Origin of the sequence: Brakhagea baltica, assembly GCF_052161605.1 — a bacterium.
Classification (GTDB): domain Bacteria; phylum Planctomycetota; class Planctomycetia; order Pirellulales; family Pirellulaceae; genus JBKCUI01.
Window position 1 is genome coordinate 1,826,857 of record NZ_CP197409.1, and the last position, 24,262, is coordinate 1,851,118.

Here is a 24,262-nt window from a genome sequence, read left to right on the forward strand (position 1 = left end):
ACCGGTGCAGTTCCGGTTATTCCTAGGAATCTTGTTGCGTGATTTTCTAAACCTTCCTAGTATAGCTAGATCGATCTGTATAGATGTATTGATCATAACCAATATTCGAACCAAGATGAATCCGCAACGGGTACTGATCTTATGAGCACGTCGTTTAAACACTCTCGCAGTAAACAGTCGCCAAAGCGGTCCTACCAATCTGTTGGGCGAAGTAGAGAGTTACGGCGTTCTTTTCGGAGAAGGCTTTTTGTAGAGACACTTGAATCCCGTCGGCTCCTCGCTGCCGATATCGTTCCAAGCGAGCCGGTTTCCATTCCCAGGGCACCTCTGGATTTGATGCTGGCCAACCAGGAGTACTTTCGTCAGTTCGATGGGATGTCTAGGGCAGAAGCCAGTCAGGCAGGGATAACGAACCTAGATAATACGTTTCGTCTGCATAGTCGACCGAATGCGACCAAGACCATTTATCTCGATTTCCATGGCTTCGTTGCGACCGGTACAGCTTGGAACGCCTTTCGCGGACGTGATCCGATTATTTCGCCTCCCTACGACCCGGCCAACAATGGCCCCGAATTTTCGAATGGCGAGCTGTTAGAGATTCAGGCGATCTGGCAATTGGTATCTACCGACTTTTCTCCGTTTGACATTAATGTTACTACGGAGGATCCCGGTGAGGCTGCGTTGGTGAATACCGGCGGAGGAGACGATAGGTGGGGGATACGAGTCGTGTTCACGCCGGATGATTTTCCTTTACCTGGCAGTGGGGGTGTCGCGTTTATCGATAGCTTTAACTGGGGGTATGAATCCCCGGGTGCGAGCGACACGCCAACTTACGTGTTCAATATTGGGGCGATATTTGCTGCCGCAGCAGCTAGTCATGAGGTGGGGCATACGATGGGCCTTTCTCATGACGGCACCAATGCGCAGCACCCCACACAGCCGAATGTCGAGTATTACACCGGCCATGGGACAGGCGAATTTAGCTGGGGGCCGATAATGGGGGTCGGCGGTTATTATCGTAATGTGACCACATGGGATAATGGCGTTTACTTTGGAGCAAACAATGGTGGTGCAAACGCAAACTATGGAGCTGGCCCAGATGACTTGCAGGTAATAACGACACGAAACGGGTTCGGGTATAGATTAGACGATCACGGTGGCACGATCGATACCGCTACAACTTTATCAGGACCAGTTAACGAAGCTGCGCGAGTAGAGATATCAGAATACGGTGTTATTGAAAGATCTGATGACCTAGATTTCTTCCAATTTCAAACCGGCGACGGACCGATCAACTTGACCATCAATCCATATGTTACCGAGATGTTTGTTAATGGTCCCAATGGATTTGTGCGAACCATTGAGGACTCGTTTCGCAATGCAACCAATTGGTCTCAAAACCAAGGGACGAATCTCAATGTTGAAGCGAGATTGTATGACTCTCAAGGTGCGCTGGTCGCGATTGCTGACAAAGTAGGTTTGGCGGCTCAATTTATAAACTTGGATCTCGTAGCGGGAACTTATTACCTCTCAGTAGATGGGGTTGGGTTCGGTGACCCGACAGCTAACCCACCGCTTGGCTTTACTGATTACGGCAGCCTCGGGGAGTATATGATCACGGGCGATATCACTGTTGCCCTAGGTCTACAAGTCTCGCGAAATCCCGTTATCTACGTGGAAGACAATCCAGCTGTGCCTATCGTTACATCCGCTCGTTTAGTGGATGCGACACCGGGAGGTTATCAAGGCGCCGTGGTATCGGCATCTGTCGTACCATTCTCCGGCCACACCGACGAGCTTCGATTTCTGCCCCCATCCGGTAGTGCGATTCGACGCGAAGGGACCTCGATTTTATTCCAGAACCTGGTGGTTGGAACATTGATTCATCTGACTCCAACCGATTTAGAAGTCAGATTCAACGCGGCTGCCACGCCAGCAGCCATCGAAGCAACAATTCCCGCGATCGCATTCATAGCGACGGGAGATGCGCCCGATCCGCGTCCTCGAAGTATTTCTCTAAGCATTCAGAAGGGGATTTTCTCGTCCACCACTGTCCTGCCACTGACGGTGATTCCTGTCAACGACGCTCCGATCGCCTTCCCAGTTTGGCTCGACCCCATTGATGAGGACAATGTGGATAGTCCTGGCACCTTGGTTCGCGATGTACTGGCCCGCGGTGTGATTGATCCTGATGGTGAGCAGCCTGTGGGAATCGTTATTAGTCAGAACCCCAATTCTCCCGACGGGACTTGGCAGTATAGGGCTGGAGCTGACTGGAGAAATCTGGGGCAGGTTTCAATCAACAACGGATTGGTTTTGGGAGTAGGTGCTCGCCTCCGATTCGTTCCATCGCAAGACTTCTTTGGCGATGCCCCGCTCTTGAGTTACTACGCAATTGACCCGACTTACTCGGGTAGTTTCACGACGAATACGGCCCGTGTTACCGCAGAAATCCCTGCCTTGATTGCAGCGACGACAAGTTCGGTCGCACCGAGTTTTATCAATAAAGTGATTCGACCAGTCAACGATGCACCGGTAGGTAACTATCCGAGTTTATCGGTTTCGGTTCTTCAAGACGACACTTTCACTTTGGTGTTGCCAGAGGATTTGTTCTTCGATGTCGACGATACAGAAATCGCTTTGAGCATTAGAAATCCCGGTGGTACCGCGTCGCCATCGTGGATTCAGGTGGATTCGGCCAATGGAATCATAACCGGCACTCCGAGAAACAATAACGTTGGAGTCACGGTTGTTAATATCGTGGGCACGGATCCTCACGGCTTATTCGGGATAGTACCCTTGATCATTACGGTTATAAATGTGAACGACAGGCCCGAGCGAGTTACTCTCACACCATCGGAGGTTCCAGAGAACAGTAGGAATTTCCGAATCGGTTCGTTCACCACTTTTGATCCTGATCCAGGTGATCGTCATACCTACACGGTCGATGATCCTCGGTTTTTCGTCATCGACAACATTCTTTTTACCTCACCTAATGCCAATATTGACTTTGAGGTAGAAAGGTCCATTACTGTCAACGTGATGGTGACAGACTCTGGTACTCCTCCACTGTCGTTGGTACAGCCAGTGGTAATAACTGTATTAAACGTAAATGAGTTTCCACCTCGCTTCGTGGAATCACCTGTTTTTACCGTTTCCGAATCCTTGGAGCCTGGTTCGCCAGTAGGTTTTTTGGTGGCAGTGGACGATGATGCGGATACAGTCGTGACGTATCAAGTTTTGAGGGCTTCGCCATTCTTCGATGTTAATCCCGCGACTGGACTGATCAGCCTTAAACAAGGCAGGACCTTGGACTGGACAGCGCAGTCCGTCCATGAATTCGTCGTTGTTGCCTCGGACGGACAACTCGGTTCGGCTGCTCAAACAGTTAGGGTTAATGTGGTTCCGAGAAATCGATTCGCCCCAGTCTTTACAACCACGACCCTAGAGGTCTCGGAGGTGACACAACCCGGTGTGCCTTTTGCTCGGATCATTGCCACAGATCCTGATCCGATGTCATCGGTCAACTATGAGGTAATCGATTCCGATTTGCCGCCGTTTGATTTGAACCCACAGACGGGAGACCTTACCTTGAGACCCGGGGCATCGTTTGATGCTTTTGTACGGAATCAGTATTCGATTTCCGCAAGGGCAACAGACAATGGAATCCCCGCACTTTCTGCCGAGATCGTCATTCCGATTACGATTCTTCCAGTCAGGAGACCTCCTACTTCGATCGGCACCAACCCTGCTACGGTACAGTCATCGATTTCGGGAGCGGTTGTGGGGCAAATTCAGGTGGTGCACACCAATGCCAACATCTCCTATAGGGCAGAATCGATTGATTCACGATTCGAGGTCGTAGATAACATCCTGCGAATGCGTCCGGGAAGAGCGATAGCGGAGAGTGAACCCGCGACGGTCTTAGTCCCCATGAGGGTTCGCGAGGTACTTGCTGATGGATCGACAGGACGGACTTTCTCGATGAATCTATCGTTGGGACGGGTCGCGAATCCCTCCCCATGGCAGAACCGACTCAACCAATTTGATATCAATGGTGACACCAACGTGAACCCTTTGGATGTCCTGGTCCTCGTCAACGCTATCAATGATGGTTTCTCCTTGACGATCCCCAGACCTGCATCGACTCTCTCGATGCCATTTTTTGATGTCGACGGAGACAACAGTTTGACACCGATAGATGTGTTGCTGTTGGTTAATCTGCTCAACACCCAGGCAGCTGGTGGGCAGGCTGAAGGCGAATCTCGAGACTTTGGCCCAGCGCTCGATTCCTCTTTAGATCTCGCGCTTTCGTCGGTTCTCCACGATTTGGAGAACGAAAGAGACGAGAGACGAAGAAGAATGATATGATTTGACTAGCCGTATCGAGAATCCGTATCAGGCTTGATTTTGCGTAGTAAATCTTGCCTTAGGGTGTCATCCATCTCCGTTGCAACAAGATAGACTTGCAGTGCTGTCTTGAGACGGTTCGCTTGACTGCGAACTGACTCCCCTCTTCGATCTCGGTTCTTCAGTGCTGTGATTTCCACATCCAGAAGAGTGCAGATACGCGTGCTGAGTTGTTGGCCTCCTGCTTTCATCTCCACATCTGCAACTTCAATACTCATCCGGAATCGACCTAGTCTCTCGTTTTTCGCTTTCGGTATTGGTGCCACGCGACAGTCCAGTTCCAGCACGATATTGCTCTGGTCAACGTGATGGACGACGACGTTATACTCTTGTACGAACCCTTTGAGTTTTTGAAGCGTCACCGCCTTCGGAACACTCGTGATTAGTTCAGTTCGCATGGAGTAGTTGCTCGACGTTCCTAACCAGCGAAACCATCCCGTGCTCGGAGAGGTATTCGATTGTGTTTTGGGAACGGTTTCTTCACCCAAACAAACGACTCTATCTCGTCCACTTTCTTTCGCAATGAGTAGCCCTTTATCGGCCCTCCCCAGGACGGTTTCGTCGGAATCCTCTGGAGTTATTGCTGCAACGCCAAAGCTCGCGGTGAGATACTGATTCCTGATGGCTGGAATAGGCAGCCGACTGAGTTTTCGACGGATGTTCTCACTGAATTCCTTTGCCTCTTTCAAATCACATTGTCCACAAAGGATAACAAACTCTTCGCCGCCGTAGCGAGCGATAAAATCGGATTCGCGACACGACTGTTTTAGTAGATTCGCAAAAGCAATCAGTGCCTCATCGCCGGCTTGATGGGAAAAGTTATCATTAATCTTCTTAAAGTAATCGATGTCACAAATAATGATGCTGCCTGGCTCATGAGTTCGTTGGTGGTGTGCAACAAACTCAGGGAGGAGGCGATTGAGTTCACCACGGTTAGCAACTTTAGTTAGTTGATCTTGGCAGGCTCGCTCCCTAAGGTGAATAATCTTCTGCTCCAGTTCAGCCGTCTCACTGACATCTTCGAGAATCATAGCTGCACCGCATAGTTGATCTTTCTCGTTTGTGATCGGCACAACCTCTACGGAAACCTGAACGAACGACGATTCAGAAGCTTTTATGGAATAGCGACTCTTCGACTGCTGGTTCTTCTCCAATAGTATCCGGAAAGGGCACATGGACTCGTCGATGCAAAAGCCCTCCGTGTCTCTGAGATTCGCGATATCCGTTGTCCAACGTTGATGGAGTACTGTCTGAGAGGTCCGTCCCGTAATCTTTTCTGCTGCCGAATTCCAATCCAGGATTCGGTATTCCGTATCGATGAAGATCACACCATTCTGGATGTGATTCAGCATTCTACGATAGAAGGAGTTGTTCAGCGAATGCACTATCGAGCTACCAATTCGGCTAGCATCATTGTCGATTCCAGGATTGAACAGTCGCTCTAGGTCATGTGATTCCAATTGGTTGATCCAGCGTTTGGCGACTTCGCTTTGGATTACCCGATCATGGCTCAGTACGAGTTCTGCAAAGCTGCGAGCAAGTTTCGGATCGAATTGTTTGCCCCCTAGACGAATGATCTCAGCCAATGCGGATTCTGTGGGCAGGCTATCGCGGTAGCATTGCTTAGCCGTCATGGAGTCGAAAGCATCGATGATATTCACCAGGCGACTCGCCATAGGCGCGATGCTATCGGAATGAATGCTGCTAGAGTTTTCGAAGCTGGTTCCGATACCAGCTATTGAGATGAGTAGCTCACGTTTTGCACCTGCGGCTCTAAGGATTTCAAGCCCTACTTGAGTGTGCATATCCATGAGGTTTTGCTCAACCTCTATCAGTCGTTCCGGCTTTTGCAGCACACGATCGGGAACCCCGATCTTGCCAATCTCGTGAAGTAGAGCCACGCATTCGAATAGTTGCAATTGATCTTCTCGCAACCCATGCTTGATACCCCAAGCGGAAGTCCAAAGTGCAACTCGCAACGAGTGCAATGCAGCTGGTGGGTGTTTGGCCCTAAGGGCAACATAGAGCCCAGCGATCGAACCGAACCTCGAACTCACCATCGTTTGAGCCGAAGCGTCGCCGTCTTCGTGCGGTTCTCGCTCGCTCGGCAACAGTGGCCAGTTGTGCACAAAACTGGCTAGATCGATGTTCGCGGTGCTGTTTGGAATCGTCGGGTTCATAATCTGGGGGGGACTTTTATCGAGGAATGAACGGTGTAATCTACGATCTGATCCGAAACCGATGCGAATATTCGACCGCATCAAACCTTAGATATCTCGCTATCGTGAAAAGCTTTCCGGATCATATGGAATGTTCTGGAAAAAACGAATCTGTGTTTATTCCGGGATCTGCTGAAAAAGACGGCGAGACCGGTTATCATCAGGTTTCACAACTCCTACCCACCGACGGTTATCCTGCCATGACGTTCGCATTTCATTACCCCAAGACGATTGGTTTCCTAGGTTGTTTCACGCTGGGATGGCTGTTCTGCGGAGCACTTCAGGCCCAACTCCCTTCCGGCTGGAAACAACACGACTGGGACCGCCCTCGCCCTCCTGTCGTGGATCCCGGTCCGGAACCCCCGATTCTGCCGGCTCCATCCGATGCTCTGATTTTGTTTGACGGCAGTAATCTGGACCAATGGCGTGCTGCCGACAAGGGACCAGCGAAATGGGTCATTAAAGATGACGCGATGGAGCCTGTTCCGAACGGAGGCTATGTCTACACTGCCGAATCGTTTGGGGACTGCCAACTCCATATTGAATGGGCTTCACCAAAGCGAGTCAGTGGATCGAGCCAAGGACGAGGAAACAGTGGAGTATTTCTCCAGGGGCTTTTTGAAGTTCAAATTCTTGACTCTTACGACAATCAAACCTATGCAGATGGGCAAGCGGGAGCAATTTACGGACAGTATCCCCCACTGGTAAACGCTTCCCGAAAGCCCGGCCAGTGGCAAACCTACGACATTGTCTTCCGAAGACCGCATTATGCAGAATCGGGTGAACTGGTCCAACCAGCCCGGCTAACAGTCTTACACAACGGAATATTGATCCAAGACAACGTCAAGCCTGTTGGCCCGACCTCCTGGATTCAGTTTCACAATTATTCGCCAACCCCCGAGCGATTACCTATTTCCCTGCAGGATCATGGTAACCCCGTCAGGTTTCGCAACATATGGATTCGAGACTTACCACCAGAATCGATCGAACCACCCTCCGTGCCCTACGATCCTGTGGTCGTCGAACTGACATCGCAGCAGATTGACCGAATTGTGGGAAGCTACTCCAGAAAAGGGGGAGGCACCTGGGAGATTTCTTATAAAAACGGTAAACTTTGGTTTCATACCATTCCCCGACCCTTGGAAATGATTCCTCACAGCGAACGGGAATTTGGTTTAAAATACACTGCCGGATCGGTTGACCTCGTATATGATGCTGAGGGGAACCCATCGGAGATTTCGTTCACCATGGGTGGCTCCACCTCACGCGGTACGCGAGCGCGTTAGTTATTGCGACGATTTTCTTTGACATTCATGAAAGACAATTGATGAACAGCGGACTACTTGCCCAAGCTCCCAGCGGCGGACCGATATACGCCATCGTGTTAGTGCTTCTATTGATGGGATTTGTGTTCGGGGCGATCTTTCTCGCCATCTTCTCCCGGTATTTTTGGCTCTGGATCCAGGCCAAAATGACTGGTGCAGGCGTAACCATCGTCGATCTGATCGGAATGCTTTTTCGACGTGTTGATGCCCGGACCATCGTACGGGGAAAGATCATGTCGATCCAAGCTGGCATCGATGACGCCGACCTCACAACCCGATCTCTCGAAGCCCACTATCTAGCCCGCGGAAATGTGCCTTTGGTGATTCGGGCTCTCATCGCAGCTCGCAAGAGCCGTCAAATTAGCCTCTCGTTCCGCGAAGCAGCCGCCATCGATTTGGCTGGCCGGGATGTGCTAGACGCAGTTCAAACAAGCGTCTACCCCAAGGTTATCGATTGCCCCCCCAAGGGTAGTTCCACTCCTTACCTAGATGCGATCGCTCGCGATGGAATCCAGCTCAAGGTAAAGGCTCGGGTCACCGTGCGTGCTAACCTGCAGCGACTCATCGGCGGTGCGACCGAAGAAACGATTATCGCACGGGTCGGTCAAGGTATCGTGAGCGCCATCGGGTCCTCGGCCAGTCATAATGTTGTTCTGGAAAACCCAGAAGTTATTTCCAAAAATGTTCTCGCGGCCCGACTCGATGACCAAACAGCGTTTGAAATTGTTTCGATCGATATCGCAGATATTGATGTCGGCGAGAATATCGGTGCTCGGCTACAAGCGGACAAAGCCGAGGCGGATACTCGCGTTGCACGGGCACGGGCTGAAAGCCGACGTGCAGAAGCTGTTGCCACCGAGCAGGAAATGATCGCTCGCATCGAAGAAAGTCGAGCCGCAGTGGTGGCATCCGAAGCCGACGTACCCCATGCAATCGCCCAATCGATGCAAACTGGTAAGCTGACGATTATGGACTATTACAAGCTTAGAAACATTACGGCGGACACCGAAATGCGACAAAGCATTGCTGGCACGAGCACCACCGGACCAACCAACCCGACTCGGCAACAGCCTTCGTAAAAAACAGCGCAATCCCGAACGAGATTGCAGCTTGCCACAACAGTTGCATATTCCAGGACAAATAATCGCCCGAAAGGCAATGAGCACAACATGTCTGATGACTTGGATGATTTCCTGAGACAAGCAGCAGAACGCCGCAAACAAAGACAGCGACAAAAGGAAACTCGCGGTTCACTCGCCGATTCAGCACCTGCGCCCCCTCCGGCGAGTGCCCCCGCTCCGCAGTCACGTAAGCCGATTTCAACCTTCGAATCACAACCTCTCAGCCAACAGCAAACCGTCGCCGAATCCCGACAGAAACAGAGCGAACATGTTGTTGTAGCGGAAGTTGTCGAACCATCTCGATTGAAATCGCAGTTCGATGCTCCCGCCAAACCGATCAAGCAACCGAAGAGACAAAAGCAACAACCGCAATCAATCAAACCACAAACATCTTCGTTAGCGAGTACTTCTGCAGCACCACAGGCATCATCTAGTTCTGCGCCGATCAACGCTCCGTTGAACTCGTCGAATATTCTCCTAAGCATTCGAGATCCACAGTCCTTAAAAACTGCGATCATCGTGCATGAGATTCTAAAGCGTCCCTGGCAAGATTAGCCTCCGAAGGGCTTGACTCTCGCGTCTTAATTCCAGCAAGGTCCCCTCAACCTCGGTGGAGCCTGAACGTAGTGGCTTCTGCGAGACTTCTAAACCACAGTGAGTGGAAAACGACTACAGAATTTCTCTCTTGCGATCGACGTAATCCCATAGAACAAAACGATCCAGGTCATTGCCGGCGGTAAAAAAGACCCTGCCTTTGGTTTGTTCAGCCATGCGATGTGCGAAACGAATATCTTCCTCAGATTGGGACCAACTGGGAACCAGAAAAATGTTGATCTTGATCCCGTCAGCGGCGCATGCCATAGCTTCTCGCATGGTTTCCCGCTCGGTGCGAATATCCGGTGGGTACAACAAGAACAGCATCTCGTTTTCAAAGTGTGCAGTCGGTAGACCATCCGTAATCAAGACGATTTGTTTGTTGACGGTATCGGCTGTTGCTAGGTTTTGCCTGGCGAGCCTAAGGGCATGCTGAATATTGGTAAAGTGGGTCGGGATGTCGTATTCGCCAACCTTGGGATCGCTCAAGTCCGCCTTGAGTCGAACCACCGGGTTATGAATCGTGACCGGCTTGGGCATCAGATCGATGATTTCTCCAGGCCTTGTCAATTTGGCAAAGGAATACATCTCGATAAATCGCAGAAAATCACCTGGGTATTGCGAAGTAATCAAACCTTGGAGAGCCAACGCCATTCGTTTGACGTTCCTGTACTGCCCGTCGTACCTCATCGACCCACTCATGTCCATGATGACCACCGAAGCACACTTCGGAGTATTTTTGGTTTTGTAAACCTCCAAGTCTTCGACTCGTAGCCTTATGGGAGATTCCCCCGGTCTCTTGATAGCCGCATTGAGTATCGACTGAGTTGTGTCGAGGTTTGCTACGGAGTCACCAAACTCATAGGGCTTCGTGCTGGGAAGCTCTACACTGCCGTCACCGACGATACGCCCTTCGTGACGACCAGATCGCGAAGCAGCCAAATTCGAGAAAATGCGATCCAACAATCTAGACTGAAACGCTTTGTATGCCTGCGGGGTCAGGTGATACTGCCCCCCTTCGCCACGCTCCAGTCCCTGCCTTTCCGCTTGTTCCCGGACCATGTTGCTGATCTGTTCTCTCAGTTCATCTAACTGGTTTAGGTCAGCTTCTGGAAACAGATCAGAGAGTGACTCTGTATCAATCAAACCGATTTGTGCCGTTTTTGCCGCCTCTTCGATTTGACGAAGCAGTTCATCTATCTTCTCCAAGATCTTTTTTATCTCGATAGCGTCGGGAATACTTAGGCGTTCATTTCCCGAGAATTGATACTTGGCTTGCAGTTCTTCGATCTCATAAAGATCGGTTAGCGACTCCATGGCATGCAGAACCTGAGCCGAGAACTGCGGCGCAGATCGATCAGAGCGATACCATAGTTGCTCGAGCAAATACAACTGTTTGGAGTTGATGGCTTGGTGGTAGTCGCGTGCTAGGTCGTCCGGTGGCTTGATTCGTTTCGCGGTTTTCTCAAATCTCTGCGATGCTTTTTTGTCTAGCCCATCGATGGAATAGGTCTCGAGGATCTTTCGTTTTCGCTCCTCGAGCATTTGTCGAATCGAGTCTAGGCTCGGACCTAGCCCCGCTATTTGACTGGGATCCAGGTGGATTGCGTTTGCGAGTTCCTCCTCCGTTAATTGGCGGTAGCTTCCGTAGGTGAGCGCATGCTCGAACGCACCGCTCACCAGGTCGGGTGACTCCGCAGTAGGACTAGGAAACTCTGATGGATTAAACTTCTGGTAGACGTGAACAATCCCACCAACTTTTTCAGAACGCATGCCGTACTCCCTTTTTCTCCGATATTATAGCCCCTCGGCAAATATCCAGAGCACATGCTGTCCGTGAACCTGATCTTTTCAGAGTTACGGAACCGAATGTTTGCGGTTTAGGTTACGCTTCATCTTAACATCTGAGAGTTTCCAGCGACGTGCGAGCTGCTGCGCAACAAAGCACTTTGGTGTACCCAATTCGGCGGCTTTCTGCATGGCAGATTTTCCGCTTATGCTAAGTACTATTTCGGCTCACGACATTTCTTGGCGCACTCGCGACACGCTTTCGCGCAAGCAGCACAAGCGGCATCGTCCGAGTGTTTCTCGCACTCGTCTGCACATCGGTCACAAGCCTCTGCGCAAACAGCCATCATCGCAGCCAACATAGGCCCCTTGCGAGCTGCGATCGCATCGCACGCAGCGCAGATTTGAGCACAATCTAGACACAGCTGTATACACTCTTTTCGGCCACTTTCATCTAAACAAGCAGCGACGCACGCCAGGCAGGTAGACCAGCAGCTGCCGCAGTCCGTACAACAAACCTCTGTATGATCGTCGTTTGCTGCGACCCGGTTTGCGAGCCCTGCAACTCCGGCGACCAACGCGGCACCTCCAAGTACAATATCTCTTCGTTCCATGGTAATCCTCACTTCGCAATAGAAAAAACAAACCTAATTGACACCACGTTTCGCGTCCTCCTCGATCAAGCATAGTCCCCGCTCGAGCAAATCAATGACGCAGTGATCCACAATGCGATAGTACACGTTGTTACCCTCACGTCTGCCAGCAACGATCCTTTTGTCTTGCAAACGCTGGAGCTGATTGGAAATTGCTTGGACCTTCATTTCCAAAGCTTCCGCCAACTCCATCGGTGTTGCCTCATCCTTTACGGCGATTTCATGCAACAACCTCAACCGTGTATCGTTGGCCAGAACCTCAAACAATGCCTCGACCGCAACGGCTTGCTCGTACGACATTCGCGGTCGTTGCTTCAAACTCGCTTTAACCGGACAACTGCTTGGAGTACTACTATTACGCACTTGATGTTCCTTTCTCTATACACTACTACGTGTAATTGTGTATTGCAAGACAAGGATTTCTGATAATCCGAAACAAGCCAAAAAATCCCCCATGATTGCCGGGCCAGTTGTGTTTATTATCTCTCTTCGCTTGATTTCAGAAGCAAAAATGGACCTCACGAAACACCAGGAGAATCTTTAAAAATGGCCAGGGAACGAGGAGCGTTGCTGACGCCAGTGGAGCTCGACTGGGATTCCGAGGAAGAAATCCCCGACGAGATTGAAGAGGTCCTGCGTATCGCGGATGAAATGCTGCAAACCTACTGGGATCAATGGCACCGGCGTCCGATTGAACAATACGTCGCGTGCGACTTTCGGGATGTATGGCGTGCCATTCACGCTGTGACTAAGGCCAATATCTCAATTGGTAACACCTTCCTCGAATGGGGAAGCGGGTTCGGCGTGGTGACCGGTCTGGCGTCGCAGCTGGGCTGGGATGCTGTGGGAATCGAGGCGGAACCGTTTCTTGTAGAGCAATCCAAGCGGTTCTTGCGTAAAACCGGGCTAACGGCACAAATCGCTTGCGGAAATTTCCTTCCTCCTGGTGCTGATCGGCTCGCGAAGAAACAAGCCAACCATGCCTCACTCTTTCATGACATCCCGTCCGCCTACGCCGAGCTAGACTTACAATGGGATGATTTTGCATTAGTATTTGTATACCCATGGCCTGGCGAGCACCATTTCTTGAAAGAAGTCTTTCGGGTTTATGCACAGGAAAATGCGTTGCTGCTCCTATTTCTGGGGCCATACGAGATCGAACTCTACCGAAAAACAGAGCATTAAACATTGATGAAACTTAAGAGTCTGCACGAAGATTTTCTCGTCGAGGAAATCACATCGGCACGTCCCTCGAGGGGCCCCTTTGCGTTTTATCGATTGGAAAAAAGAGGGATCGGCACCCCCGAAGCGATAAGTGCGATTTTGCGGGATTGGAATTTGTCGCGCAAAGCCGTCAACTACGGTGGCCTAAAGGATCGCCATGCCGTAACCGTGCAGTATCTGACGATCCACAAAGGTCCGAATCAATCTCATGAGGATCGTTCGTACAAGCTCGAGTATCTAGGCCAATTGTCAGAGCCCTATCACGCCAACCACATTAACGCTAATCGCTTTTCCATCAGGCTGCGGAATCTCGCGCACGCCGACAGGATCGAGATGGACCGCCGATGCGAAGCCGTTGAGGCGAACGGTATCGTCAACTACTTCGACGATCAACGCTTTGGTTCGATCGGTTACTCGGGTGAACTGATCGCTGTCCCGTGGTGCAAAGGGGACTATGAACGAGCTCTTTTCTTAGCCATGGCGGAACCAAACAGCCACGATCGAGGGCGAGAAAAAGAACAAAAAGAGATCATGCGAGAGCACTGGGGAGACTGGGTGACGCTCAAGCAGAAACTGGATCGATCGCACCGCCGCAGCGTAGTCACCTACCTCGTAGATCACCCGACTGGTTTCAAACGGGCAGTCGCTTTGATTCGACAGGACATGAGAAGCCTCTATCTCTCCGCGTTCCAAAGCTGGGTCTGGAACCGTTGGCTTTCGCAGCTGATCCGCGAAGGACTCGGAGAAGAGAATTGCACCTCTTACCAGTCCAGGTGCGGAGAGCTGTGTATTCCTAAAGGGGGAGCTAGTCTGCGACCGATTGATAAACTGAGAACCTCGGAGCTGCCTTTGCCTTCGTCAAGACAGCATGATTGGGATGAGTCGACCTTGCCGAGCCTGGATGCAATTCTCACCGGCCTCGGACTAACGAGACGAGAGATGCGGCTCAAGTATCCTCGCGATAGTTTCTTCTCGAAAGGTTTTCGTCGCACGTGGCTCAAGCCTGACAGCTTCAAATACAGTTGGGCAAACGACGAGCTGAACAGCCAACGACTGGCGCTGGACTTGTCGTTCGAGTTACCTCGGGGTTGCTACGCCACCATGGTCGTTAGAGCCATCTCCTCCACGCAGTGGGACACAGAAGAAGACCTAGCCTCGCTGGAGGCCGATCTCGACGGCGAAGACCTCGGCGGAGAAAGCCTCGACAACGAAGAAGTCGGCCGTAGCAGCGACGACTCGACAGGCACGAGTGCTGATGCATCGACGACTGCCGATACATCGAGCTCGCAGCCCCGATAGGTAATACCTCAGTACTGTATAGCTCGCCAGCGAGCCGTTCAGCAGCGAGCCGTTCAGCAGAGATTCGCAGCGACTACACTCCGACTGCGGCTTCGGTTCGTGCGGTACTGGAGTTAGTACAAGTTTCCTGTGTTTCGGTGCAGGATGCTGCGAGGGATCCAAAGTTTAACTCCAGCTGCTCGTACTCTCTGGCAAAGCCATGCTCCTTGTAGAGCATGCTTGGCTGGACATCGTGATTGTTCTGGTACTTTTCACTGCAGTACTCCTGAATGCTACCCGTGATCTCATGGAAAAAGATCTGGCAGATTCTGAGTCCAGCGTAGATGCGAACTGGTTGCACTGCAAACATTTCAATCGTCCAGTGACCACAAAAACCCACATCGCCAAAACCTGAGGCGCAGTGCACGAAAAGCCCTAGCCTGGCCACCGAGCTTCTGCCCTCGATCATCGGGACCAAGTTGCGAGTCTCCGTGTACTCCATGGTCCTGCCCAGATAGATCTGCCCTGGACTGAGAATGATTCCTTCGTCGGGAATCACAATGCGTCGGAAGCGATTCGGTTGCTTGGCGTCCAGAACAACTTCTTCGTAAACGAGCAGTTCGTTGTGCAGCGTCAGGTTGTAGCTGTTTGGGTTCAAGCAGTCTTCCTGGAACGGGGAGATGCTAATGTCGGAGCCCAATCGCTCTCGAATCTCTTGGCCGGAAAGGATCATGGCTGTCAACACTCCCGAAAAACAAGACTCAGCAACGCCGGGCTCTCGAGCCCAACCACCAATAGCCCTAGCATAACAACTTGCAGACTCGAATGGCACTAGATCGAGGAAAAACTTCCTAATTGGAGCATTCGAATGGCCGGAAAGCCAACTCGCGCGACAGAAGCCTCGCAATTGCTAAATCTTCTCAAGGCTTTTATGGCTCTGACATCAGCGCGCGAGAGCTTGGCGTATCCGGGTGGCACGCTCTGAGGAACGAAGAGCGCGCTGGGGCTCCACACTCGCAGCTATGGTTTACCACCGCTTCATCCGGCCAAGTTGGTGGAGCTTTCGAACAAGCGAGAAACTTTACTGGACAAGCCAGCGAAATCTAAAGATTGACACTATCGTTTTTTCCCCCGAAGAATGCTGGTGTCCTTTCCGGTATAATAGGGCACGTCAGGGGGGGGCTCTAACTGAAATAGATACTTCAGTAACGTCTGCGAAAGCACTCGACTTCCGGGGTAAAATGAGCGACCCTCTAACCACGGGAAACGCTAGTTGCGTCGATTCCTGCGTCTTGGGAAATGGTCATTGCCGCTGAACATGACTCATACTTTTACGGTCGGCTAAATAGAAGAGTACAATCCATGAAGAGAATCGAGGTTGCTGGTGAGAAAGCTATTGCCGAAATGCAACGCTTACGATCCGAATTTCCAGATACCGGTCTTTGGCCAATCCTCCTGGGCGACGATGAAGAGCTAGAGCGTATTGAGGATTGCTTGGAAGATTCGTCCGAATCGCCAGCCGAAATCCTGAGCGCTAGCAATGCGATTGATGCAAATGCTTGGTTCGTAGCCCGAACCCTTGAGGATCCAGAACTTTACCAATGTGAGGAAGGGGACTGGCCCTATGTTGAACCTGGGGAGATCGGAATCGTTACTCACCTAGATCTCTCCGGTTCCAAACCAAAGAAAAAAGTGCACATAGGATTGCTTCCCGTAATCCACTCTTTCGAATCCTTTGCTCAACTGAATTGGGGTGGATGGAATGATTGTCCATTCCCTAAGGAACACTGTGCTATTCACCGCTATTGGAAAGAAAAATACGGGTCTGAGGTTGTCAGTGTCACAGGTGATATTGTCCAATGCTTTGTGGCGAATCCGCCCCGTGATCGTGCCATGGCTATGGCTCTCGCAAGGGAACAATACAAGTATTGCTACGATATTGTCGATCAGGGTACGGGAACCATCGCAGCACTTGCAGCCAGTTTGCTCAATGCCAAGACTTGGTACTTCTGGTGGGATTAAAGATCGAGCCCCATGGACCGCAACGAGTTTTTAAGTCGATTCGCTGATCTGGCTGATGATCAGCTTCATTCACTACGCAGATCTGCTAGACTCGACGACTGGCCGAAGGAACCGTCTTTTTACATTGAACTCAGTAAGCTGTTTTTTACTGGTGATCCTCACAATGTTGATGAACGGCAGCGATTCGTAAGCATCCTACGAGAAATGGTCTACACTGACGGTCGAACTCTAGCGGCCTTGCTGTGGATTGCAGACAGGGCATTGTTAGAGCCCCAGCTTTACGGGGGAAACGGATTGAATTCTCTGGCAGGGATTTGTTGCTTTTTGGAATGGGCCGACCTCGCTGAAGATGAGAAACAGAATCTACGCAGATGGATGATTCGCTTCCTTGAAGAAAGAAAATATCTGGCCTTCAATGCGGAACAGTGCCTGAAGCTGCTTGATTCCTCTGAAAACTGAGAGAGAATTGCTGGGATCAATTGTTAATCTTTGGACAACAATCATGAGTCACCGGAAAGAGAAACGACGCATCGCCAATGGTGGCATGCCCCCTGGCGCTGTTCCTGCGGATACGTCAAAACAAATACCAGTCAGCCCTTATGGATCAAGCAAGAAATTCTACGTTGACATCGCCTTCAGATGTAGCGATTGCGGAGCGGATGAGATTTGGACAGGGGAGCAACAGAAGTGGTACTACGAGGAAGCCAAGGGATCACTGTACGCTACCGCCAAGCGTTGTCGTGGATGTAGAAAAGTATTAGCAGCGGTGAAAAACGTGCAACGCCGACAAATGGCTGAATCGGATAAAAAACAAGTCGGAACACCGAATGAGTAACCTTGCCGTGCTGTGAGATTGGTCCCAGCCACAATCCTGTCCCTTAGGCGAAACGTTATGAAGTTTGAAATCTCTCCAAAATTACTCACTCGCACGAAACCAAAGGTGCACGCTGATTGGGCTATATGGGAGAAAAAGAATTTCAACATTCATCGTGGAATCATCGGGCTTAATGCACCCAAAACCGATTCAATACACCAACTAGCCACACAAATCCGACAGGGTGTGCGAGAGGAGTTCAAACCAAACTGGTTCCGAGGTTTTGGATTTGGCACAATTATTCACTTCCATGATGTTCCTACCGACTTTGCAGAGATCTGTCAGCATATCGACACGAGAAACAAAACGGGTGGGGTTTGGCAATGGGCCGTGGTGATCTTACAAGAAGATAAATTAGCGATCGCGATACATACTTGGCTACACGGCTATCTGCGACCTGTGTATGACTCAATACTTCAACAGCTAGAGCATGATGGCTTTGAGTGCCATGCCTCCGATGCGGAAATGGATGAGCTAATAGCTAAGTTGCAAAAGATACAGGCAGCTTGTAGGATGATTCAAAGGGTTGCAGGAGTTGTCACATAGTAACCGTGTACTCCCAAGTTACCGTTCAAATGTCTCTTGATGCTACGTTCCCTGGATGGCATCTAGGAGAATTTTGCTGTGAGCTCGAAAGCAACGCGATGGATCGCAGCAATACCCAACAGTTCTGTGGAACCGATGATGCGATCGATCGATAGGCTGCCAGATTCTACACGGCACAATTATCGATGCCGTATGAAAAACGCGATCGCTTTAATCTCGACCAGTGAGCATCAGCGACTTCCAGGAAAAATTTTAGTTGCGGTGTCAAAGGATTTGCAGCGGATTTGGCGCATTACTAGACTGGTAGGAGACGAACCAGATAAAGTCAAAGAGATCATAGCCCAAAGATCTCAATGCAATTGGTATGATGAGAAGTGGCACTAGGTTCACAGGGGCTCCAATGCGTACCTTACTTGCATTTCTAGTCTGTACAGCTGCGATCATCATCCTTTTGTTCCTAGCTGACAGATCAACGATCCTGTTTGAATGTCAACTTTCGACACGTCATCGACTTGTGATTCGACAGAAGTCGATGCTATCCAATGAGATCGTTCTTCAGATCACATACCATAACCCTCCAGCAATCGGCCTTTATGCTGTCGCCGAACAAACCGTCATTCGCCCACCCAAACCGTTGTCGTTTTCCACAATTACGGATACCGAATCCGGTGTCATAAGCGTGTTTGACAACGATGGCGTCGGTTTCCTTTTGCTATACAATCCGGATAAGGACGACCTATGGGATTCGACGGGCCGTTCCGTTGGTTGGAACGGTTCGAATGTGAAGGAATGGAAAGATTTACTTGCCGAGTTAATTACTAGAAATCCTACCATACCTTACAGTGATTTGCCTGGGCAGCCACCTTCTTGACGGAATGGTACGGAGATCTAGACATGTTATCGCACTAAGCCAGTTTTAATTTGTCGCAAAAACGTCGCGAAAGGGGGCAAGATACTTACGTTGTGGCGACCAGTCGGCGATGGCGAAGACAACATCGGAAAACTGGCGTTTGAATGCCCCGCTCAAGGCAGCTTTGAAATCCTCTGCTGTTAGCCGCGAATCATTCATGAATGCCCCGCAACCCCATGCCCCTAACACTAGACTGTGATAGTTTAGCCCGGCTGCGATCTGAAGGATGCGATAAATGCGGGCTTGCAGCAGTTCTCGCGAACGAGGCTGACCAACACTAGGTGCATAAGGGGCGGCGGCGGTGATTATGTCGATCAGAACTGGCTTGTCGAACGTGTCTGCGGCGTCAGTGCAAAAGAAGGGAACCATCGGTGAAACGATAGCCCAGTCCGTCGATCCGGACTCGTCCAGGTAGGCATGATGCAGATACATGGGATCGCTTACCAAAGTCCAATAAAGGGAAGAACACCGACAAAGTGACTCTTCTTGCGCGTTGGCACCTGTTAAAAAACCACCACCTGGCGAAGTACCATTGGCAAAGTTCAGTACCAGCGGTCGCTTTCCTTGATCGATCAGTCGCAGCGCCGCCCCAAGAGTCGTCTCGTTCGTTACTTGTACACGCGTACAGTCAAACGCTGGTGATGGAATGGGTGGTAACTCCTGCCAAGGTGGGATCGATTTCTTGGATAAGCAAGCTGCAATGATTTCCTGACGCCAATCGACTATTTTACCGCCATTACTGTCGTACGTACCGATCTCGACGGCTGTTTTAACAAGTCGCGTCCGATAAAACGCGTATTCGCGAGATATGTGGAGTTCCTTTTTTCTGGCATCTGCTAATTCGTCGGAATCGAGACATTCAATCGCTATTAAATCTTTAGACATTATCGCTGTACCTTACGCAAAGGTCATGAAATGGATAGCGACATATTGTAACAAATTGCTTTGCATTGTTATGCAATCTTGCGACTGTTATTCCCAATCGATGCTCCTAGCTCGCAACTCCGATCGAGAGAAGATATACTACGACGGAAACGCTAAAACGCCAACCTCCCCCTCCCTCATTGCATAACCTCCCAAAATGTCTCTTGGTTCCAGATCTTGGATTCGACTCAACGACTCAGACAACTGTGTTGTCGCTCTTAGCACCATTCACGCTCACGAGCTAATCTCGATTGGCCCCTCTACAATCCAAGTGCCACAATCCATTCCTGCTGGCCACAAGGTTGCCTTGGCACCGATCCCCAAAGGACACGAGGTCATCAAGTACGGCTGGTCGATCGGTGCTGCGAGCCAGGATATTCTACCAGGCGAACATATCCATGATCACAATCTTAAATGTGAACATCGCATGGATTACACCGAGCTAGCGAGCCAGACACCACAGCCAATCGCTCCGTTAACAAATCGCACGTTTCTTGGTTATAAGCGACCGAGTGGAAAGGTCGGGACTCGTAACTACATCGCTGTGATCTCCACCGTGAATTGCTCCGCCTCCGTTTCCAAAGCGATCGCAAACTACTTTACCCCCGAACGATTGGCTCAATATCCTAACGTTGACGGCGTCGTTGCATTCAAGCACGATAGTGGATGCGGCCTAGCCTATAACGGTATCAAGCATCAAGTTCTCAGCCGTGTCTTGGGTGGGATAGCCAAGCACCCCAATATCGGGGCCTATGTCTTGATTGGACTTGGGTGTGAACAGAATACTCTCGGGCATCTCACGCAGTCGCAAAACTTAGTCAAATTGCGTTTGCCGAACCAAGACATCAGCACCCCAAACTATCTCGCAGAGATCCCGGTGCTCTCGATGCAAGATCTCGGGGGGACGGCAGCAACTGTTAAGCGTGGCGTGGACATGGTCACTGAGCTATTACCGATCGTCAATCGATATGAGCGAGAAACCGTTCCTGCGAGCGAGCTCATTCTCGCTACGAAATGCGGTGGATCGGATGGGTACTCGGGAATCACTGCTAACCCTGCGCTCGGTATCGCGGCGGATATGGTCGTCGCTTGTGGCGGCACTGCCATCTTGTCCGAAACTACGGAGCTCTACGGAGCAGAGCAATTGTTCACCAAGCGTGCGGCCAGCCCTAGTGTTGCAAAAAGTTTGCTGGACAAGCTGGAATGGTGGGTCGAATACACGCGCCACTACAACGAAGAGTTCGATAACAATCCGTCGCTCGGCAACAAAGCAGGCGGGCTGACCACGATTGTGGAAAAATCTTTGGGGGCAGCCAGCAAAGGTGGAAGTACGGCATTGCAGCACGTTTATGAATATGGCGAAGAGATTTCTCACAAGGGTTTGGTCATTATGGATTCGCCCGGTTTTGATCCGGTTTGCGTAACGGGTATGGTAGCAAGCGGGGCGAATGCGATTGTCTTCACAACCGGTCGTGGCAGCTGCTTTGGTTGCAAACCGGTCCCGAGCATGAAGGTTTCCACGAATAGCGAGCTGTACCAACGGATGGAGTCGGATATCGACCTGGATACAGGAACAATTCTTGGAGGAGAATCGATCGAACAAGCTGGCGCGCGTATGTTCGATGCCATTCTTGATATGGCGAGTGGCAAGAAAACGAAAAGCGAAGAGCTGGGATACGGCGATGAGGAATTTTGTCCTTGGGCAATCGGACCAACGCTCTAAAGTTCATGGCTCTGAACGGAATTGTTTGCTAGCCCCCGATCCTTTTGGCTTCAACCGATGTCCGTGCTCTATGCGTCCAGTTTTCCAGGACGATATCCGGTTAAGCTCAAGAAAGGCATTCGAAAACATGCTCACAATCGACGGTTCCTACGGTGAAGGAGGAGGGCAAATCCTGCGCTCGTCGCTAGCTCTTTCCATCATCACGGGAAAACCGGTTTGCATCACCAACATTCGAGCCGCAAGAAGTAATCCCGGCCTGCAAAATCAGCACCTGACCTCTGTCAACGCCGCTGTTGCTGTTTGCAACGCTGAAGTTCTAGGAAACCGGCTTCGATCGACAGAGCTAACATTTCGGCCCAGCAAAGTTCAGCCCGGCGATTATCATTTCTCTGTAGGGACGGCTGGCAGTTGCATGCTGGTCCTGCAGACGATCTTGCCGGCCCTAATGCTCGCCGACGGGACAACCTCCATCATTCTCGAGGGTGGGACTCATAACCCATTCGCTCCCCCCTTCGATTTTCTTGAGTGTTGCTTCTTGCCTCAGTTGAGAAAAATAGGCCCCAAGGTTAGCCTCCGGCTTGAACGGGCAGGATTTTACCCCGCTGGCGGTGGACTTTGTCGTGTCACCATCGAACCGTCGGTTCATCCCTTGCAATCGCTCGACATTACCTGCCGTGGTAAACTGGTCGATAGTCAAGCTATCGCGATCCTTTCTGGACTTTCCGAGGATGTTGGGAAGCGAGAGTTGGATACGGCAGGTCGTATTCTCGGCTGGCCGCAAGACTCGCGATCGGTTCTGTCGGTGCCGTCACCTGGACAAGGGAATGCGATCATCCTGCACGCTCAATTTGAGAACGTTTCCGAGTTGGTGACAGGTTTCGGGAAACGGAACGTTTCAGCGGAACAAGTAGCCAAGAAAGCTGCCCGCCAGATGAAGGATTTTTTGTCTTTGTCGGCACCGGTTGGTGAACACTTGGCGGATCAATTGTTGCTACCTCTCGCAATTGCTAAAGGCGGGGCCATCCGATGCACCGAAGCCAGTATGCACACCACGACCAATATCCATACAATCCAACAGTTCTTAGAAATTGACATTCAGTCCGAACCACAAACAGACGGATCGGTCTTAATAACCGTTCCTACATTTTGATCGAAGGAACTTTTTAACGCCTTAGCACGAAAGATTATTGACAATGAAAACACGCGAATTGAGCAACCTAGGTATCCCAAAAGGGGCTGCCATGGAGATTGCGGTCGAAACCATCCGCCAGGCAATAAAGAATGGCTTTGATCAAAAATTGCTACCGTCTGCCATCTCGGCCATTGTGGCTGCCCCAGAAAGCCAGCTAGCAGATCCTACTTGGGGAACGCTTGCACAAGAGTTGCAAACCGTATTTCAAACCCAATCTGCGTTCATCGCTCGTGAGGAGCCTGCACCCTGGAAGCAATGGGGGGCAGATTTTGAACACGATGCGATCGTGCAGATGACCAACGCTTGCAAGCTGCCTGTGACGGTGGCTGGTGCCCTCATGCCCGATGCGCATGTCGGTTATGGGCTGCCTATTGGTGGAGTGTTAGCGACCAAGGATGTGGTGATTCCTTATGCAGTTGGCGTCGATATCGCTTGCCGCATGAAAATGACGGTTATAGACCTGCCCGTTCAAACGCTCCAGACCAAGCAGGACAAGTTAAGGAATGCGATTGAGCGAGAAACCCAATTCGGAATCGGTGCAAGTTTCAAGCGAAAGCGTCAACACGATGTCATGGATGCAGACTGGTCGGTATCCCCTGTTACACAGGAGAACAAGGACAAGGCCTGGAAACAGCTTGGTACGAGTGGCAGTGGAAATCATTTCGTCGAATTTGGAACCCTAACGCTTGATAACGATGACCTGGGGCTTGAGAAAGGCGTTTACCTGGCCTTGCTGAGCCATAGTGGATCGCGAGGTACCGGCGCAGCCGTTTGTTCACACTACAGCGCATTGGCAAAGCGACTACATCCTGAGTTGCCAAAAGAGCTATTGAATTTAGCTTGGTTGGATCTCGCGACCAACGAGGGACAAGAGTATTGGAATGCTATGAACCTTATGGGGGAGTATGCTGCGGCAAACCATGCTTGTATCCATCGCGCAATCGCAGAGCACTTGGGGGTCGAATTTTTGCTCGATATCGAAAACCATCACAACTTTGCTTGGCGCGAACAACATGATGGCCAGGAACTTATCGTCCATCGCAAGGGAGCAACCCCAGCTGGGCAGGGAGTCCTCGGAATCATTCCGGGTTCCATGGGGACGCCTGGTTATGTTGTTCGTGGACGTGGCGTCCCGGAGTCGTTGATGAGCGCATCGCACGGTGCAGGGAGACGCATGAGCCGAACTGCGGCGATGAACAAGTTCCGCTGGCAGGATGTTAAGAAGTTTCTCGACGAACGTGGAGTCACGCTGATGTCCGCTGGACTGGATGAAGTTCCTATGGCCTACAAGGATATCGATCAGGTCATGGCATTACAAAGCGACTTGGTGGAAACCGTAGCTCGTTTCGATCCCAAGTTGGTGAAAATGGCAAAAGCTGGCGAACGTCCCGAGGACTAAGCCTGGTCTGCGTTGGCCATCTCCCGATTCGGTTTCTCTTTCGACCCCGCCCCAACTGCA

21 protein-coding genes are annotated in these 24,262 nt (G+C 50.9%); 15 read left to right on the top strand and 6 right to left on the bottom strand.

The window, feature by feature from the left end; translation table 11 throughout:
- The first annotated feature begins 141 nt into the window (after positions 1-141).
- Positions 142-4,371 carry a cadherin domain-containing protein gene (locus SH449x_RS06940; RefSeq protein ID WP_482380600.1) on the top strand — a complete coding sequence of 1,410 codons (4,230 nt, stop codon included), beginning with the start codon at positions 142-144 and terminating at the stop codon, positions 4,369-4,371.
- 5 nt (positions 4,372-4,376) lie between these two features.
- Here the strand turns inward: SH449x_RS06940 and SH449x_RS06945 are convergent, their stop codons facing one another.
- Positions 4,377-6,590 carry a diguanylate cyclase gene (locus tag SH449x_RS06945; RefSeq protein WP_482380601.1) on the bottom strand — a complete coding sequence of 738 codons (2,214 nt, stop codon included), beginning with the start codon at positions 6,588-6,590 and terminating at the stop codon, positions 4,377-4,379.
- A gap of 104 nt (positions 6,591-6,694) precedes the next feature.
- Here SH449x_RS06945 and SH449x_RS06950 point away from each other — a divergent pair, with 104 nt between their 5' ends.
- The 3 genes from SH449x_RS06950 to SH449x_RS06960 all read left to right on the top strand — a co-directional run bounded on the left by SH449x_RS06950 (position 6,695) and on the right by SH449x_RS06960 (position 9,630).
- A complete protein-coding gene (locus SH449x_RS06950; protein ID WP_482380602.1) occupies positions 6,695-7,915 on the top strand; it encodes a 3-keto-disaccharide hydrolase in 1,221 nt (406 codons plus the stop codon).
- A gap of 41 nt (positions 7,916-7,956) precedes the next feature.
- Positions 7,957-9,033, top strand: coding sequence for a flotillin-like protein FloA (gene floA, locus SH449x_RS06955; RefSeq protein ID WP_482380603.1), 1,077 nt, complete (start codon positions 7,957-7,959; stop codon positions 9,031-9,033).
- Positions 9,034-9,123: 90 nt separating this feature from the next.
- Entirely contained in the window at positions 9,124-9,630 is a 507-nt protein-coding gene (locus SH449x_RS06960; protein WP_482380604.1) for a hypothetical protein, read from the top strand.
- A gap of 114 nt (positions 9,631-9,744) precedes the next feature.
- Here the strand turns inward: SH449x_RS06960 and SH449x_RS06965 are convergent, their stop codons facing one another.
- From SH449x_RS06965 to SH449x_RS06975, 3 genes are all read right to left on the bottom strand, one after another.
- Positions 9,745-11,442, bottom strand: a complete 1,698-nt coding sequence (locus SH449x_RS06965; protein WP_482380605.1) for a VWA domain-containing protein — start codon at positions 11,440-11,442, stop codon at positions 9,745-9,747.
- Positions 11,443-11,675: 233 nt separating this feature from the next.
- Positions 11,676-12,071, bottom strand: coding sequence for a four-helix bundle copper-binding protein (locus SH449x_RS06970; RefSeq protein WP_482380606.1), 396 nt, complete (start codon positions 12,069-12,071; stop codon positions 11,676-11,678).
- A gap of 33 nt (positions 12,072-12,104) precedes the next feature.
- Positions 12,105-12,410, bottom strand: a complete 306-nt coding sequence (locus tag SH449x_RS06975) for an ArsR/SmtB family transcription factor (RefSeq protein ID WP_482380607.1) — start codon at positions 12,408-12,410, stop codon at positions 12,105-12,107.
- A gap of 246 nt (positions 12,411-12,656) precedes the next feature.
- Here SH449x_RS06975 and SH449x_RS06980 point away from each other — a divergent pair, with 246 nt between their 5' ends.
- Both SH449x_RS06980 and truD read left to right on the top strand, forming a co-directional pair.
- Complete coding sequence (locus SH449x_RS06980) at positions 12,657-13,295, top strand: class I SAM-dependent methyltransferase (protein ID WP_482380608.1); 639 nt, start codon at positions 12,657-12,659, stop codon at positions 13,293-13,295.
- Between the two features lie 6 nt (positions 13,296-13,301).
- Positions 13,302-14,633 carry a tRNA pseudouridine(13) synthase TruD gene (truD, locus tag SH449x_RS06985; RefSeq protein WP_482380609.1) on the top strand — a complete coding sequence of 444 codons (1,332 nt, stop codon included), beginning with the start codon at positions 13,302-13,304 and terminating at the stop codon, positions 14,631-14,633.
- Positions 14,634-14,706: 73 nt separating this feature from the next.
- On the opposite strand, the gene dcd is transcribed toward truD, so the two are convergent.
- Entirely contained in the window at positions 14,707-15,345 is a 639-nt protein-coding gene (gene dcd / locus SH449x_RS06990; protein WP_482380610.1) for a dCTP deaminase, read from the bottom strand.
- A gap of 629 nt (positions 15,346-15,974) precedes the next feature.
- On the opposite strand from dcd, the gene SH449x_RS06995 reads away from it, so the two are divergent.
- The 6 genes from SH449x_RS06995 to SH449x_RS07020 all read left to right on the top strand — a co-directional run bounded on the left by SH449x_RS06995 (position 15,975) and on the right by SH449x_RS07020 (position 18,925).
- Positions 15,975-16,634 (top strand): DUF4253 domain-containing protein, encoded by a 660-nt coding sequence (locus SH449x_RS06995; protein ID WP_482380611.1) that lies wholly within the window; start codon positions 15,975-15,977, stop codon positions 16,632-16,634.
- Positions 16,635-16,646: 12 nt separating this feature from the next.
- Positions 16,647-17,093, top strand: coding sequence for a hypothetical protein (locus SH449x_RS07000; RefSeq protein ID WP_482380612.1), 447 nt, complete (start codon positions 16,647-16,649; stop codon positions 17,091-17,093).
- A 43-nt stretch (positions 17,094-17,136) separates the two neighbouring features.
- A complete protein-coding gene (locus SH449x_RS07005; RefSeq protein ID WP_482380613.1) occupies positions 17,137-17,469 on the top strand; it encodes a zinc-ribbon domain containing protein in 333 nt (110 codons plus the stop codon).
- A 57-nt stretch (positions 17,470-17,526) separates the two neighbouring features.
- Positions 17,527-18,054, top strand: a complete 528-nt coding sequence (locus SH449x_RS07010; protein ID WP_482380614.1) for a hypothetical protein — start codon at positions 17,527-17,529, stop codon at positions 18,052-18,054.
- A 78-nt stretch (positions 18,055-18,132) separates the two neighbouring features.
- Entirely contained in the window at positions 18,133-18,438 is a 306-nt protein-coding gene (locus SH449x_RS07015) for a hypothetical protein (RefSeq protein WP_482380615.1), read from the top strand.
- 16 nt (positions 18,439-18,454) lie between these two features.
- Complete coding sequence (locus tag SH449x_RS07020; RefSeq protein ID WP_482380616.1) at positions 18,455-18,925, top strand: hypothetical protein; 471 nt, start codon at positions 18,455-18,457, stop codon at positions 18,923-18,925.
- Positions 18,926-18,970: 45 nt separating this feature from the next.
- Here SH449x_RS07020 and SH449x_RS07025 read toward each other — a convergent pair whose 3' ends face one another.
- The gene (locus SH449x_RS07025) at positions 18,971-19,849 is read right to left on the bottom strand and encodes a TIGR02452 family protein (protein ID WP_482380617.1); all 879 of its coding nucleotides are present in this window, start codon (positions 19,847-19,849) and stop codon (positions 18,971-18,973) included.
- 196 nt (positions 19,850-20,045) lie between these two features.
- Here SH449x_RS07025 and SH449x_RS07030 point away from each other — a divergent pair, with 196 nt between their 5' ends.
- The 3 genes from SH449x_RS07030 (at position 20,046) to SH449x_RS07040 (ending at position 24,202) form a co-directional block, all read left to right on the top strand.
- Positions 20,046-21,611: a UxaA family hydrolase gene (locus SH449x_RS07030; RefSeq protein WP_482380618.1), complete on the top strand. Its 1,566-nt coding sequence runs from the start codon at positions 20,046-20,048 to the stop codon at positions 21,609-21,611.
- Between the two features lie 127 nt (positions 21,612-21,738).
- Positions 21,739-22,761, top strand: coding sequence for an RNA 3'-terminal phosphate cyclase (gene rtcA, locus SH449x_RS07035; protein ID WP_482380619.1), 1,023 nt, complete (start codon positions 21,739-21,741; stop codon positions 22,759-22,761).
- Positions 22,762-22,804: 43 nt separating this feature from the next.
- A complete protein-coding gene (locus SH449x_RS07040) occupies positions 22,805-24,202 on the top strand; it encodes an RtcB family protein (protein WP_482380620.1) in 1,398 nt (465 codons plus the stop codon).
- Positions 24,203-24,262 lie beyond the last annotated feature (60 nt).